This window comes from Janthinobacterium algoris (assembly GCF_051380935.1).
Lineage (GTDB): Bacteria > Pseudomonadota > Gammaproteobacteria > Burkholderiales > Burkholderiaceae_D > Janthinobacterium.
Map to the genome: position 1 here is coordinate 97,292 of NZ_JBNYXZ010000013.1, position 13,570 is coordinate 110,861.

General features: G+C 53.6%; 12 protein-coding genes. All 12 read left to right on the plus strand.

Annotated elements, in window-relative coordinates; genetic code table 11:
* Positions 1-63 precede the first annotated feature (63 nt).
* The gene (locus ACQ4W7_RS19380) at positions 64-753 is read left to right on the plus strand and encodes a CAAX prenyl protease-related protein (RefSeq protein WP_426072779.1); all 690 of its coding nucleotides are present in this window, start codon (positions 64-66) and stop codon (positions 751-753) included.
* Between the two features lie 115 nt (positions 754-868).
* Positions 869-2,065 (plus strand): XrtB/PEP-CTERM-associated polysaccharide biosynthesis outer membrane protein EpsL, encoded by a 1,197-nt coding sequence (gene epsL, locus ACQ4W7_RS19385; RefSeq protein WP_426072780.1) that lies wholly within the window; start codon positions 869-871, stop codon positions 2,063-2,065.
* Positions 2,066-2,073: 8 nt separating this feature from the next.
* Positions 2,074-3,456 carry an undecaprenyl-phosphate glucose phosphotransferase gene (locus ACQ4W7_RS19390; RefSeq protein ID WP_426072781.1) on the plus strand — a complete coding sequence of 461 codons (1,383 nt, stop codon included), beginning with the start codon at positions 2,074-2,076 and terminating at the stop codon, positions 3,454-3,456.
* 621 nt (positions 3,457-4,077) lie between these two features.
* Positions 4,078-5,064 (plus strand): EpsD family peptidyl-prolyl cis-trans isomerase, encoded by a 987-nt coding sequence (locus ACQ4W7_RS19395; RefSeq protein ID WP_426072782.1) that lies wholly within the window; start codon positions 4,078-4,080, stop codon positions 5,062-5,064.
* Between the two features lie 56 nt (positions 5,065-5,120).
* Positions 5,121-5,909 carry a polysaccharide export protein EpsE gene (gene epsE, locus ACQ4W7_RS19400; protein WP_426072783.1) on the plus strand — a complete coding sequence of 263 codons (789 nt, stop codon included), beginning with the start codon at positions 5,121-5,123 and terminating at the stop codon, positions 5,907-5,909.
* A 59-nt stretch (positions 5,910-5,968) separates the two neighbouring features.
* Positions 5,969-7,378: a chain length determinant protein EpsF gene (gene epsF, locus ACQ4W7_RS19405; RefSeq protein ID WP_426072784.1), complete on the plus strand. Its 1,410-nt coding sequence runs from the start codon at positions 5,969-5,971 to the stop codon at positions 7,376-7,378.
* Positions 7,379-7,392: 14 nt separating this feature from the next.
* Positions 7,393-8,265 carry a chain length determinant protein tyrosine kinase EpsG gene (epsG, locus tag ACQ4W7_RS19410; protein ID WP_436532590.1) on the plus strand — a complete coding sequence of 291 codons (873 nt, stop codon included), beginning with the start codon at positions 7,393-7,395 and terminating at the stop codon, positions 8,263-8,265.
* Positions 8,265-9,161 carry an exosortase B gene (gene xrtB / locus ACQ4W7_RS19415; RefSeq protein ID WP_426072786.1) on the plus strand — a complete coding sequence of 299 codons (897 nt, stop codon included), beginning with the start codon at positions 8,265-8,267 and terminating at the stop codon, positions 9,159-9,161. The genes epsG and xrtB overlap by 1 nt, the downstream gene beginning before the upstream one ends.
* Positions 9,162-9,175: 14 nt before the next feature.
* A complete protein-coding gene (gene epsI / locus ACQ4W7_RS19420) occupies positions 9,176-9,841 on the plus strand; it encodes an exosortase-associated protein EpsI, B-type (RefSeq protein WP_436532593.1) in 666 nt (221 codons plus the stop codon).
* A 118-nt stretch (positions 9,842-9,959) separates the two neighbouring features.
* On the plus strand, positions 9,960-11,555 hold the full coding sequence (locus ACQ4W7_RS19425; RefSeq protein ID WP_436532595.1) for a hypothetical protein: 1,596 nt from the start codon (positions 9,960-9,962) through the stop codon (positions 11,553-11,555).
* Positions 11,552-12,820: a lipopolysaccharide biosynthesis protein gene (locus ACQ4W7_RS19430; RefSeq protein ID WP_436532597.1), complete on the plus strand. Its 1,269-nt coding sequence runs from the start codon at positions 11,552-11,554 to the stop codon at positions 12,818-12,820. The genes ACQ4W7_RS19425 and ACQ4W7_RS19430 overlap by 4 nt, the downstream gene beginning before the upstream one ends.
* Entirely contained in the window at positions 12,817-13,563 is a 747-nt protein-coding gene (locus ACQ4W7_RS19435; RefSeq protein WP_426072790.1) for a glycosyltransferase family 32 protein, read from the plus strand. Before ACQ4W7_RS19430 ends, ACQ4W7_RS19435 begins: the two co-directional genes overlap by 4 nt.
* Positions 13,564-13,570 lie beyond the last annotated feature (7 nt).

Below are 13,570 nucleotides of genomic sequence, written 5' to 3' on the forward strand. Positions count from 1 at the left end.
ATTACATCGGAGGATGCATGTTTGTCATGAAAAACACGCGTTCCGGACCACGGCGTCCGGCGCGTGGTTCCACCTCCGGTGCGCATCAACATGTTTGACCGCGCCGCCTTGCCACGGGTAGCGCCATTCCTGGCCTACCTCTCCTTCATCTTCATCGCCGACATGCTCGGTCGCCTGGGCGTTGCCGCGCAGGATTTGCGCTGGCTGTACGCTGTCAAGATCGGCGTCGTACTGGGCATGTTGTTGTACTGGCGCCGCAGTTACACGGAATTACGGTGGACGCCGCTGGGCGCGCGCGCTATGGCCGTGGCGTTGGCCACCGGGCTTGTTGTTTTTCTGTTGTGGATTAACCTTGATGCAGGCTGGATGATGATCGGCAGTGCCGAGGGCTTTGATCCGCGCAATGATGGTCAGATCGAATGGAGTCTGGTGGTGCTGCGCATCGCTGGTGCGGCCCTGGTGGTGCCCGTGATGGAAGAGCTGTTTTGGCGCTCCTTCCTGTTGCGTTGGATCGACGCCCCTGATTTCCTGAAATTTCAGCCACGCCTGGCCAGCGCCAAGGCAATTGTTGTCAGCGTGGTACTGTTTGGTTTTGAACACAATTTATGGCTGGCTGGCATCGTTGCTGGCGCCGCGTATAGCCTGCTGTACATGCGTAGCCAATCGCTGTGGTCGCCTATTCTTGCGCACGGCGTGACGAATGGCGTACTAGGTCTCTGGATTATTTCTGGTGGATACTGGACTTACTGGTAATATTGCCAACTAACTGTTTGCTCTTTCAAAGACAATACCCATGTTGAATTCCTTGCCTCATAGCCCAGCCTCTGCCGGGCAACCTAGAATGCAACGCAAGCGATTGGCCTTGGCCATGGCAAGCATCTTGCCTGCGTCGCTGATGCTGCTTGGTGGCGTGACCTGCAGCGTACCGGTCTGGGCGGCGATCAGCGACACGATTTCCCCCTTCATTGCGACAACTTATTCATATGATAATAATTTGTTCCGGCTGGACGACAGTGCTGCCGGTTTCGACGGTACGCGTTCCGATACTTCGCGCCAGGTGCAAGCGGGATTTCTGATCAGGCGGCCGATCGGGCGGCAACTGTTGACGGGCCAGGTAAAGTGGTCGCGCGTCTATTTCGATCACTTTGATCAGCTCGACTATACGGGCAAAGACTACCTGGCCGACCTGGAATGGCATATTGCCAATCATCTCGAAGGCCATGTGGGCGGCAGTTATTCGCAGACCCTGACACCGTTCAGCGACTTGCAAAGCACGGAGCGCAACTTGCGTACGACACGCCGTGAATATGTCAATGGCGGCTGGCGCTTTCATCCCAGCTGGCGCGTGCGCGGCGGTTTTTCGCGCGACAAATACACCTATGATGCCATCGCGCAGAAATTTTCGGAGCGCCAGGAAGATGCATACGAGCTCGGCCTTGATTACCTGCCGGCCAGCGAGAGCCGCATCGGGGTGCAGTTGCGCCATCTGAAAGGCACGTATCCTAACCGGGCCAGCCTGGCCGCCTTTGGTGTGGAACAAGGGTATGAGCAGGATGAGGTCAAGGCCAATATCTATTGGCGTGTTAGCGGCATTACGCAAGTGCAGTTGCTCGGCGGCTGGGTGAAGCGCAAAAACCAGCTGTTCAGCGGACGCGATTCCAGTGGCGCCAACGGACGCGTGATCGTGTATTGGGCGCCGCTGGGAAAAGTACGGTTTACTGGCAGCCTGTGGCATGAGTTTGCCGCCGTGGAAAATTCATTGATTACCAGCAGCTTGAATAACGGCGCCAGCCTGGCAGCGGCCTGGGATATTTCCGCCAAGGTCAGGATGGATGCCCAGGTGCGGCGCGAGAAGCGCGATTTTTCCGCCGTAAGTGGTCTGTCATTGCCCGTCGATGTCAGCGATACGACCCGCACCGCGACCGTGGGCCTGACGTATGCGCCACGTCCGAATATCCAGTTGGGCGTGAATGCCTTCCGTGACACACGCCGAGGTGCGCCGCTTATTAATACCAGCAGTTATCACGCTAATGGCATTTCCTTCAATGCCAGTGCGCAGTTCTGAAGAGCATCATGACGGTTAATGATATACCCCTGATTTCGTTTTTCCAGCGCGTGCTTGACCCTGTGATCATCATGGGAACGCTCTATTTGCTGTCAGTACTGTCGGGTACGCCGTTTACTGGCTACTCCCTGGTACTGATGATATTGGCTTTTTTTATTTCCTCGTCGGTATTCCAGTATGTCGATCCGTACCGGACCTGGCGCAGCGGCCGCATGCTAGCTTATGCCCGCGATGTCTTCGTCGGCTGGGCGATCACCGCGCTGATCCTCGTGTTTCTGGGCTCCGCCACGGGCCTGGCGTTCCATTACAGCCACGACCTGGTCATGGCCTGGTTCCTGCTGACGCCGTTCGTGCTGCTGGCTAGCCATCTGGCGGCGCGGCGTGTCGTCGCGGATCCGGGGCGTGATAGCGAGGTGCGTTCCGTGGTGATCATCGGTGCCAATGATGCCAGTTTAAAATTTGCCAGCACGGTGGAGCGCAATCCCAACCTGTTCATGCAGGTGCGGGGCTTCTTTGATGACCGTACCGATGACCGCTGGCCGGAGAAGATGCGTGAACCCATGCTGGGCAAAATGGCCGACATCGCCGTCTATGTGCGCGAACATAATATCAAGATGATATTCATCAGCCAACCAATTTCAGCCCAGCCGCGCATCCGCAAGATGCTCGATGAACTGCAGGATACGACGGCATCCGTGTATTTCTTGCCGGATATTTATATCTTCGATTTGATGCAGGCGCGCTTCGACAATGTGGGCGGCATGCCGGTGATCGCCATTCGCGAGTCGCCGTTCACTGGTTTTAACAGCATGGTCAAGCGTGGGAGCGATATCGTACTGGGCTTGCTGATCCAGATTATGCTGTTGCCGGTGATGCTGGTCATCGCCATCGCCGTCAAGATGACATCGAAGGGGCCCGTGATTTTTCGTCAGCGCCGCTACGGCCTGTATGGCGAGGAAATTATCGTGTATAAATTCCGTTCGATGACGGTCAGCGAGGATGGTGACAAGGTCGTGCAAGCCACCAAGCACGACCAGCGCGTCACGCCCATCGGTGGTTTTTTACGCCGCAGTTCGCTTGACGAATTGCCGCAATTTATTAATGTATTGCAAGGGCGCATGAGTATTGTCGGTCCCCGTCCACATGCGGTGGCGCATAACGAGCAGTACCGTAAATTGATCAAGGGCTACATGTTGCGCCACAAGGTCAAGCCCGGCATCACGGGGTGGGCCCAGGTCAACGGTTTGCGTGGCGAAACGGAGACGTTGGACAAGATGGAAGCGCGCATCCATTTTGACCTCGATTACCTGCGTAACTGGTCACTGTGGCTCGATTTGTGGATCATCATGCGGACCGTGAAAGTCGTGCTGAAGCGTGACAATGCGCATTGATTGCAGTCGGGTGGAAAATGATGTGCGATTTAGTTTGCGCTCAGTCAATACGCGATAAAATATGCCCAGTCAGGTAGCGTTGTGTGCAGTCAGGTATAACCCAGGTGGAGGGTAGCTCGGTGATACGTTCAAACGTCAACGACAGAGTGCACTGGCAATGCATGCTCCCAGTGTCACGGCCGCCCATATGGGGGCAGCCTATCTCATCATTGTCGCTGAGCGGACGTTTATTGCGACCTGCATGCCCCTTGAATCGGCCTCATCCTCGCCGTCATCCGCTGTTAGCGGCCCCCAAGTTCAGCCGCTTGTGATCAAGATGTATTACGAGCCCAGGCGCTATCGCTCTGAACCGATCCACATTGAAGAGTATTTTCTCTTGTGTAACTTATTTATTGGCTCGACAATGGAAATAGTTGTATTAAAAGCCTCCTAGTAGATTTTTAAGCAAAAATGTTTCCATATTGGCTTGCATCTTGTGTATCATATTTACAATATTAATAATTGTTTGCATAGCTTGCTAGTTGCTGATGACTTGTGTCATTTTGGTAAAACGATATGTCTGTGCTATCGCGCTGCGTTGCAATAAATTGTTTTTTTAATAATGAATCCGAAGGAGTAATCTTGAATCATTTTCACAACTCTCGTTTGACTATGCCCAAGCCAGCCGGCAACACCCGATTGTTGTGCGCTGTGCTGGTGCTTTTTGCTGCTGCCGGGTTGTCCGCTTGCGGAGGTAAGGAAAAAAAGGCCGGTCAGGCATTGGCGAGCGTTAACGGCGAGGAAATTACAGTACTGCAGCTGAATGAGGAATTACAGCGTGCCAATGTTCCTGCAGTGCAACAGGAAGCGGCCAGCAAACAATTGCTGGAATCGTTGATCGACCGCCAGCTATTGCAGAACGAGGCGATCAAGGACAAGATCGACCGTGATCCGAAGGTCGTGCAAGCCGTTGAGCGTGCCAAGGCGCTGATCGTTGCTCAAGCCTATATGCAAAAACGCATAGGCGCCATCAACAAGCCCTCGTCGGCGGAAGCGGAAGATTACTTTAACAAGAATCCTCAGTACTTTAGCCAGCGCAAGCAGTTCGACATGCGTGAACTGATCATCGCTTCGTCCGACATGAATGATGGCTTGAAGAAGGCGATGGATGACGCGAAAACGCTGGAAGAGGTTGCGGCATGGCTGGATGCCAACAAGGTCAAATATGGGCGTACGCAACTGTCGCGCACCAGCGCTGACCTCGCGCCTGAATTGAGCAGCAAACTAGCCGGGATGCCAAAAGGCCAGTTGTTCATCATCCGCGAAGGTGATCGTACCCTGCTCATTTCCCTGGCCGACATCAAGGACAACCCCGTGACGCTGGCGCAGGCGGCGCCGCAGATCGAACAGTTCCTTTTCAATAAGAAGAACAAAGAGGCCGCGGACGCCGAGTTGAAGCGTTTACGCGCCAGCGCCAAGATCGAGTATCTGAACAAGACGGACAAGCCGGCATCGGCTTCGGCGTCCGCCTCAGCCGCTGTTGCCGCTTCAGTGCCAGTGGTGGCGCCAGCGGCGCCGGCGGCCGACAATAGCGACGTGAATGCGCGCGGCGTGGCAGGCCTGAAGTAAGAGCAGGCAGGGATCTTTCGGATTTAACAGAAGTTTTTAAAAGGATAGAGCAAATCATGAAACGACTTGCGATGTGGGCAGCCGCCGTACTGATGGCTTGCAGTGTTGGTGTGGCAGGAGCCGCCGAGGTGTTGCTTGGCGCCGGTGATGTATTGAAAATTTCCGTGTATGGCAGTCCAGATTTGGGTTTGGAGACACGTGTCAGCGAGGCCGGCAGCATTACCTTTCCGCTGGTTGGCAGTGTTGCCGTAGGGGGCCTGTCGGTTGCGGCTGCGGAAAAGAAACTGGGGCAGGCGCTGGAGAGCGGTGGCTTTCTGCGCAAGGCACAGGTCAATATCATTGTCACTGCCCTGCAAAGTCAGCAAGTGTCCGTGCTGGGGCAAGTCAATCGCCCGGGCCGGTATCCGATTGAAGGCAAGCGCAGCCTGCTCGATATCCTTGCCATGGCAGGCGGCCAGAATACGGATGGAGGTGACGTCGTTAGCCTGATCCGCAAGCGCGGCGGCACCACCACTAAGGAAACCATCGATATCGTCGACATGATGCGCAGCGCCGATCTGGCCCGCGATTTCGACCTGACCGGCAACGATGTGCTGTACGTCGAACGGGCGCCACGGTTTTACATTTATGGCGAAGTGCAGCGTCCTGGGGCGTTCCGCCTGGAACGCTCGATGACGGTGCTGCAGGCCTTATCCGTTGGTGGTGGATTGACGCAGCGCGGCACCGAGCGTGGCGTACGCATCAAGCGCCGCGATGCGGCAGGTGTCATGCAAATAATCGACGCCAAGCATGACGACATCATCCAAATCGATGACGTGGTGTATGTCAAAGAAAGCTTGTTCTAAGCTGCGTAGTTCCGGCGCTATGGCCAGGCTGGCTTTGTTTATTAATATGAGAGTTGACCATGAATTTCCACCAGTTTCTGCTCGTCTTGCTTGCCCGCAAACGGATTTTACTATTCACTTTGCTTATCACAGTCGGGGCGACGATGGTGGTGAGCCTGCTGTTGCCCAAGACGTATAAAGGCACGGCATCCCTCCTGATCAACTACAAGGGCGTCGATCCCGTCACGGGCTTGGCATTGCCGATGCAGTTGTTGCCAGGTTATATGGCGACGCAAATTGATATTATCAGCAGCAAGAATGTGGCGCTGAAGGTCGTGGATAATTTGCGTCTGGCGGACAATCCTGCCGTCGTTGCCCAGTTTAATGAAGCCACGCAAGGCAAGGGCACCGTGCGCGATTGGTTGGCGGATCTGCTGCTGGCGAAGCTGGAGATCGTACCGTCGCGCGAAAGCAGCGTGGTCGATATCAGTTTCAAGGGTAACGATCCGCAGTTTGTCGCCGTTATTGCGAATGCATTTGCCGATGAATACCAGAAAACCAGCATTCAGCTGAAAGTCGACCCCTTGAAAAAAGTGGCCGTTTATTTCAATGAGCAAACGAAGCTGCTGCGCGACAGTCTCGAAGTGGCGCAAAGCCGCCTGTCGAAGTACCAGCAGGAGCATGGCATCGTCAGTGTCGATAACCGTCTTGACGTTGAATCGAATCGCTTGAATGACCTGTCGGCACAGCTCGTGGCCGCACAAGGACAGGCGATGGAAGCATCCTCGCGTCAGCGCATGGCCGAAGGCAATGCCGGTTCCGAGTCGCCGGACGTGGCGTCGAACCCGTTGGTGCAGAATCTGAAGTTGAGCTTGGCAACGGCTGAATCGAAGCTGGCCGAGATGGCGCAGCGTCTGGGACGCAATCATCCACAATATGAAAGCCTGAACGCCGAAGTCGAGCGCATGCGCCGGGAATTGGCGGACGGCACGCGCGTGACGTCGAGCTCGGTGAGCAAGAATGCCGGTATCCTGCAGCAGCGCGAAGGCGCCGTGCGTGCGGCACTGGCGGCGCAAAAGGACAAGGTTCTGGAATTGAACCGTACCCGTGACGAAATGGGCGTCTTGCAAAAAGATGTGGAAAGTGCCCAGCGCGCCTTCGATATCGCCTCGCAACGCTTCTCGCAAACCCGTATCGAGGGGCAATCGGAGCAGTCGGATATCTCCCTGCTCAACCCTGCCGTGGCACCGATCAGGCCGGCCGGTCCGAAAGTGATGTTGAACACGTTGTTGGCCCTGTTTCTGGGCGGCTTGCTGGGCGTGGGGTTTTCCTTGCTGGCCGAGATGCTGGACCGTCGCGTACGTTCCGAAGCCGATTTGAGCGATTTGTTGCAGTTGCCTGTGCTTGGCTCGATCGACTGGAGCGCGCCGACGCGTCCGCGCTTGAACCGCTTCAAATCGTTGTTGCCCCGCAGCTTGCGTCTTAATTAAGTATTGGAAATAATATGAATCCAGCATTGCAACCGCTAGTATCCGCGGCGCCGCGGACGGCCGATTCCAGCATCGGTGGGCTTTTGCTCGCATCAGGCAAGATTACGCCGGAAAGTGCCGAACGTGTCCTGCGCATGCAAAAGGAATTGGGCATACGTTTCGGCGAAGCTGCCCAGCGCCTGGGTCTGGTGACGGAGGCGGATATCCAGCAAGTCCTGGCGCGTCAGTTCGACTATCCCTATCTGCAACAGGGGGAGGGCAAGTATTCCGACAAGCTGATCGCCGCTTATCAGCCATTCAGCCCGCAAGTGGAAACGCTGCGCGCCATCCGCAGCCAGCTGATGCTACGCTGGATGGCGTTGGGCCGCAAGTCGCTGGTGGTTGTGGGCGTCAACGGTGGCGATGGCACCAGCCTGTTCGCGGCCAACCTGGCTGTGGTATTTTCCCAGTTGGGTGAACAGACTTTGCTGGTCGACGCAAATCTGCGCAACCCCAGCCAGCACGAGATATTTGGCCTTGCCGGACGGCAGGGCTTGTCGGATATCCTGGCGGGACGTGCCGAGCGCGATGTCATTACGCGTATCGAATCGTTCGTCGATCTGTCCGTGCTGGGGGCCGGCACCTTGCCGCCGAATCCCCAGGAACTGTTGAGCCGCCCCGCGTTTTCTTCCCTGCGCACGGAACTTGAGTCGTCTTACGATGTGGTGCTGTACGACTCGGCAGCCTTTTCACTGGGCTCCGATGCGCTGGCCCTGGCCGCCCGGACCGGCGGCGTCCTGCTGGTGGCGCGCAAGAACCACACGCCTGTCGGCGACATCAACGCCATGACCGAACAGATGCTGCACAGCGGCGCACAAGTGGTCGGCTCGGTACTGGTCGATTTCTGATGAATACGAGCACTCGGCCGAACCTGGCGTCCGTCTTGCCGCGGCGCGACCAGTTGCTGGAATGGTTGCCTATTGTCATTGGTTTTGCGGCACTGTATATCCCGTCATTTTATACCCTGTTTACTGGTATATGGATGACCGAAGAGCAGGCGCATGGGCCGATTATCCTGGTACTTTCAGTCTGGCTCATCTGGCGCCAACGCGAGCAGATATTGGCTGTTGCCCAGCAAGACCGTGCATCCGTAGCCGGCTGGCTGCTTTTTATCGCCGCGCTGCTGCTTTATATCGCCGGTCGTTCGCAGCAGATTCTTGCCTTCGAGATTGGCTCATTCGTCATGATCACGGCAGCCATCCTGGTGCTCAAGCTGGGAGTGGGAGCGCTGCGAGCCGCCTGGTTCCCATTCTTTTTCATGTTGTTCATGATTCCGTTACCAAGCTCGGTTGTCAGTACCTTAACGTTACCAATGAAGATGGCCGTCTCGTATGTATGTGAGCATATTCTGTTTTGGGCCGGCTATCCGATCGCACGTACAGGTGTGATCCTGCAAATTGGCCAGTATCAGCTTTTGGTCGCCGATGCCTGTGCCGGGCTACAAACCTTGCTCACGCTGGAAGCCTTGGGTTTGTTCTACCTGAATCTGGTGCGCCATACCTCGGCTATCCGCAATATCGGTCTGGCGATCCTGATTATTCCTATTTCCTTTACGGCCAATGTCATGCGCGTCGTGGCATTGACGTTGATCACTTATTATTTTGGCGATGCGGCAGGGCAGGGTTTCCTGCATGGTTTCGCGGGGATGGTGCTGTTCGTGAGTGCCTTGGTACTGATTTTGAGTCTGGATTCTTTACTGCAATGGTTAGCGCGACACTGGAACGCCCGAAAGGTGGCATCATGAGGAAAAGTTCGATAATGGGTCTGATCATGGGTAGTTTGATGCTGATCGCTGCCCTTTGCACCAAGGCCGTCACGCCAACATTGCGTCTGTCCGATACGCGCCCGAAAATCATCCTCGCCACAGCGATTCCAACGAAGTTTGGCGATTGGCAGGAGGATGCAAGTCAGGTCGCCGCAGTGGTCAATCCTACCACTGTCGCAGAACTCAGTAAAATCTACGCTGAAACCTTGTCGCGCACTTATGTTAATCGGCAAGGCAATCGCATTATGTTATCGATTGCCTATGGCACTGACCAACGCGATAACCTGTCCGTACATTTCCCGGAAGGTTGTTATGGCGGCCAGGGCTTTGCAGTCGGTCAAACCAGCCAAGTCGTCTTGCCGACGGTCGCAGGAAGTATTGCGACGTCGCGTACAGTGGCAACGCTTAATTCCCGCGTCGAACCTATTACATATTGGGTTGTCGTTGGCGACAAGGCAGTACCCAATTCATGGGAAGTCAAAAAAGTCAAACTGGCTTACGCACTGCAGGGCATGATTCCTGATGCGACATTGATGCGTGTGTCGAGTATCGGCGAGGATATCGACCAAGGCTACCAATTGCAGCAAGCATTTATAGATCAGTTGTTGCAATCCATGCCACCCGACTTGCGCGACCATTTTTCTGGTACCTCGCACTAAGGTAATCCCGGCATAGGCGCTGTGCGCGATTGGTTGGCATAGCTCGTCGCTATAGCAGACAGCACTTCTGGCGGTTCACATTATTGAGTCCAGCGTACGCGCTGTGCATGGAATACATATGAGTTTTTCTTTCCATAAACTGGGTTTGAAAGCAGGCAATACGCGGGATGCGCAGTCCACGCGTCGCAAGGCCAGGCAGGGCATGCCTGTCTTTACTGCTTTCCTGTTAGCCCTGGCTGGATTGGCGACGGCGCTTTTGCTTGGCATGGTCATCGCCCTGGGGGCGATTCAGCTAACGATCATGTTGGCTGGCTTGTTAATCTTTATACCAATCCTGCTGTTTGTCGATACTAAAAAACTATTGCCACTGTTGTTTATAGTTGTTTTTTTTGCATCTGGCACGGCACAATATTTTTTCAATCTGCGTCTGGCAACCTGGATGGCCAGCGGCTTGGCTGCGCTCTTCTTCGCACGGACGATTCTGGAAAAGACGCTGGCCAATCAATTGCTCAAGGATCAGGTCGGTGAAAGCTTTGCCGGCGCCACGCGTATAGTTGTCGCAGCCTGGATTTATCTGGCGTTTTATGCGTTTAGTATTTTTATGGGGCATGCATCAACCGCTCAGTTAATTTCCGTTCTACGTTTTTGTTTGCCCATGTTTGGCGTTCTTTTTGCTATGTACTGGTTTGAATGGTCTGATCGGCGTTTACTTGTCCTGTGGGGAATGATCGTGGTGATTGCGCTGGCACAGCTGCCATTAGCTCTCTACCAACATTTTTTTAATATAGCTACCATGGGCTGGGATAGCGTAGTGGGTTCTTTCGGTGGCAACATGAGCCCGGTACTTGTGCTGTTTACCGTTGTGGCGATGCTCTACGTGCTAGCGCGTTGGGTACAAGGCATCACTCCTGTTTCGCATGTGGTTGGCATGTTTATCATTGGCCTGGCTATTATTCTGCTGGGCGAAGTGAAGGCGGTCTTTATTTGGCTACCTTTTGGGGTGTTCTGGGTGGTGCGGCGTAAGGTGTTGAAAAATATCCTGGTTTTCGTGATGTTCGTGGCCTTGATGTGCAGTATCAGCTCTGGCATCTTCATGGCTTACCATGCTTTGTACTGGGGGAACCATACGAAAACTGACACCATGGAAGAAAAGATTAACAGTGTCGGCGGGTATGTGGTGGATCCCAATGGCATCAATTATGTTACAGGGGAAATCAGTCGCGGTGCCTCGTTGGTATTGTGGTATCTGGATCCGGTTCCAAGTATCCAGGAACGCTTGATTGGTTACGGTCCCAGCGCAAGTTCAACGAGCCAGAACGTCGGGCGTGGCTATGTCGCGGCACGTTATCGTAATTTGCAACTTGGCGCTACTGGACTGGCGAGCTTGCTGTGGGATGTGGGAATCCTGGGCACCTTGGCCTATCTTTCCATTTTTATATTGGGGATACTGCAAGGCGCGCGTTATGTGGCGCGCAGCCAGGCCGGTCCCGAGCGGCTGGCAATGGCTGATGCCAGTACTGTGACCCTGATATTGCTTGTAAGTACGCTGATCTACAATCGGACCATGATTGATGAACCCTCCATACAGTTGCTGTGCTATTTTTCGCTAGGATGTATCGTTCAATTTTCTCGCTACGGCAAACCTGTCGCTAATACGGCGAAGGTGCATTCTCAGTCCATGCCGGGCCAGACTCCGCATGGCGTTCTGGCATGACTGTATCGAGCAAGGTATTTAATAATCTGCTCAAAAATAGCTCCATGATGTTCTTGCTGAATGTGGCTGGAGCCGGAGTGAGCGTTATTACCATTCCTGTCATGCTTGCCATTGCCGGCGTGGAGTCATATGGTCATTTGGTACTTGTGCAATCGATCGCCCTGGCTGTATTTACCGTCTGCGGATTTCAGTACTGGCAAGGGATGCTGATAGTTATGCCGGGGCACAGTATTGATGCCGCCACTTTGCGTATTGCCGTTGTAAGAAGTCTAGGCTATGAAATGCTCGCGATGGCTGCTGTCATACTGGTGGTGGCGGGGCTGACTCTATTTTCCTTGCCTCAATTAAAAGAGTTTTCCACTGTAAATTTATTATTATTATCCCTGGCTGCGATTTTCCCCGTCATTGGCACCCATAACGCATACTTCCGGTTGGTCAATCAATACAAGGTATTGATGTATGCAGGTTTCCTGGCCAATTTACTCAAGTTGCTGGTATTGGTCGTAGTGTCCCGCTATCAGCCTACGCTGTCGAGTATGGTGCTGGCCTACACACTGCCGGAGGTCATCCGGTGTATTGTGTTGTTTGTGCTAATTTTTCGCAATCGTAGCGGTATTGAAGGTACTTTGCCCGGCACTGATTTGCGCCCGGCACGCCTGGTCGAGGTGGGAAAGTGGGGGACCTTGCAGGCGATCTGTGACTTACCTGTGGCGCAACTCGACCGCATCATCATTGGATTGACGCTGCCGGGTTACAACTTGGGTGTTTATAGTATCTTGAAGCGGATCTATGCGCTGGTCAATATGGCTACGGCGCCGTTTTATTCGACATCGATTCCCGAGTTTGCCGCTTTTGCCAATGCCGGCGATCTGAAGGGGGCGTTCGAACTGTGGATAAAAACGATGAAGATGCTGTTTGTGGTAACGGCTTCTGCCGGTGCCATCTGTTATTTGAGTAAATTTATCTGGATGCCATTGGTGTTTCCTGTACTGCAGGATTATGTGCTGGAATTCGCCGTGGTTCTCTTTACAGCCGTGATGGCGGGCACTTTCGTGACAACGCATTCGTTTTACTGGGCGTTGGGGAAATTGCGTCAATCAACGATTATCTCAGTAGCTACAAATCTCCTGTATTTGGTGGAGTTGTCAATATTGACGATGTATTTCGGCCTGTCTGGTGCTGTACTTTCCTTTTTGATTCACGTCACATTCGTTGCTGCAATCAAAATTATCTTGCTACGAAAAATTGCTCTGAGAAATCAATGATTCCTAAAGTTATACATTACTGCTGGTTTGGTCGGGGTGAGATGAGTGTATTGCATCGCCGCTGTGTTGATTCATGGAAGAAATATTGTCCAGAGTATGAGTTGAAGTTATGGAACGAGGATAATGCCAATATAGACAATGATTATTGTCGAGAAGCCATTATTCAAAAAAAATGGGCGTTCGTTGCCGATTGGGTGCGCTTTGACGTCCTCTCCAAATATGGTGGTATCTACCTTGACACGGATTTGGAGTTGATTACTTCGCTCGATCTCTTGCTCAACTTGCATGGATGTCTGATGGCCCGCGAAACCTGCAAGGATGTGGGAGCGGGCTATGGCACCGGCTTTCTCGCATGCGAAGCCGGCAATCCTGTGATGATAACTGCCCGTGAACTTATTTTGGGTGAGTTGATAAGGCAGCGCCTTTTTGCCACATCACCGGTGGTGCTAAAAAAAGCGGTGGAACTTGATCTCGGCGGGAATAGCACGCAACTGGATCCAGTTACTTTTTATCCGTTTAATCCGTATGACCGCAACAACTCGCAGAACGCCATGCAGTTAATGTACAGCGATATTACTTCTCAGACTATTGGTATCCATCACTACGGTCTGAAAGCATCATGGGTGGACAGCCGCGTCAAGCGACTGATCTTCAAGATAGTCAAACGCATGGCGTTGCAGCGTCGTTGGGATATTTCTTTTAGACCATTTGACCACGTAAGCAGTATTGCTAATGCAACGTAATGATACT

Coding starts and splice junctions, on each gene's coding strand:
- epsL (WP_426072780.1), top strand. CDS start 869: ATGGCAAGCATCTTGCCTGCGTCGCTGATGCTGCTTGGTGGCGTGACC.
- ACQ4W7_RS19390 (WP_426072781.1), top strand. CDS start 2,074: ATGACGGTTAATGATATACCCCTGATTTCGTTTTTCCAGCGCGTGCTT.
- epsE (WP_426072783.1), top strand. CDS start 5,121: ATGAAACGACTTGCGATGTGGGCAGCCGCCGTACTGATGGCTTGCAGT.
- epsF (WP_426072784.1), top strand. CDS start 5,969: ATGAATTTCCACCAGTTTCTGCTCGTCTTGCTTGCCCGCAAACGGATT.
- epsG (WP_436532590.1), top strand. CDS start 7,393: ATGAATCCAGCATTGCAACCGCTAGTATCCGCGGCGCCGCGGACGGCC.
- xrtB (WP_426072786.1), top strand. CDS start 8,265: ATGAATACGAGCACTCGGCCGAACCTGGCGTCCGTCTTGCCGCGGCGC.
- epsI (WP_436532593.1), top strand. CDS start 9,176: ATGGGTCTGATCATGGGTAGTTTGATGCTGATCGCTGCCCTTTGCACC.
- ACQ4W7_RS19425 (WP_436532595.1), top strand. CDS start 9,960: ATGAGTTTTTCTTTCCATAAACTGGGTTTGAAAGCAGGCAATACGCGG.
- ACQ4W7_RS19430 (WP_436532597.1), top strand. CDS start 11,552: ATGACTGTATCGAGCAAGGTATTTAATAATCTGCTCAAAAATAGCTCC.
- ACQ4W7_RS19435 (WP_426072790.1), top strand. CDS start 12,817: ATGATTCCTAAAGTTATACATTACTGCTGGTTTGGTCGGGGTGAGATG.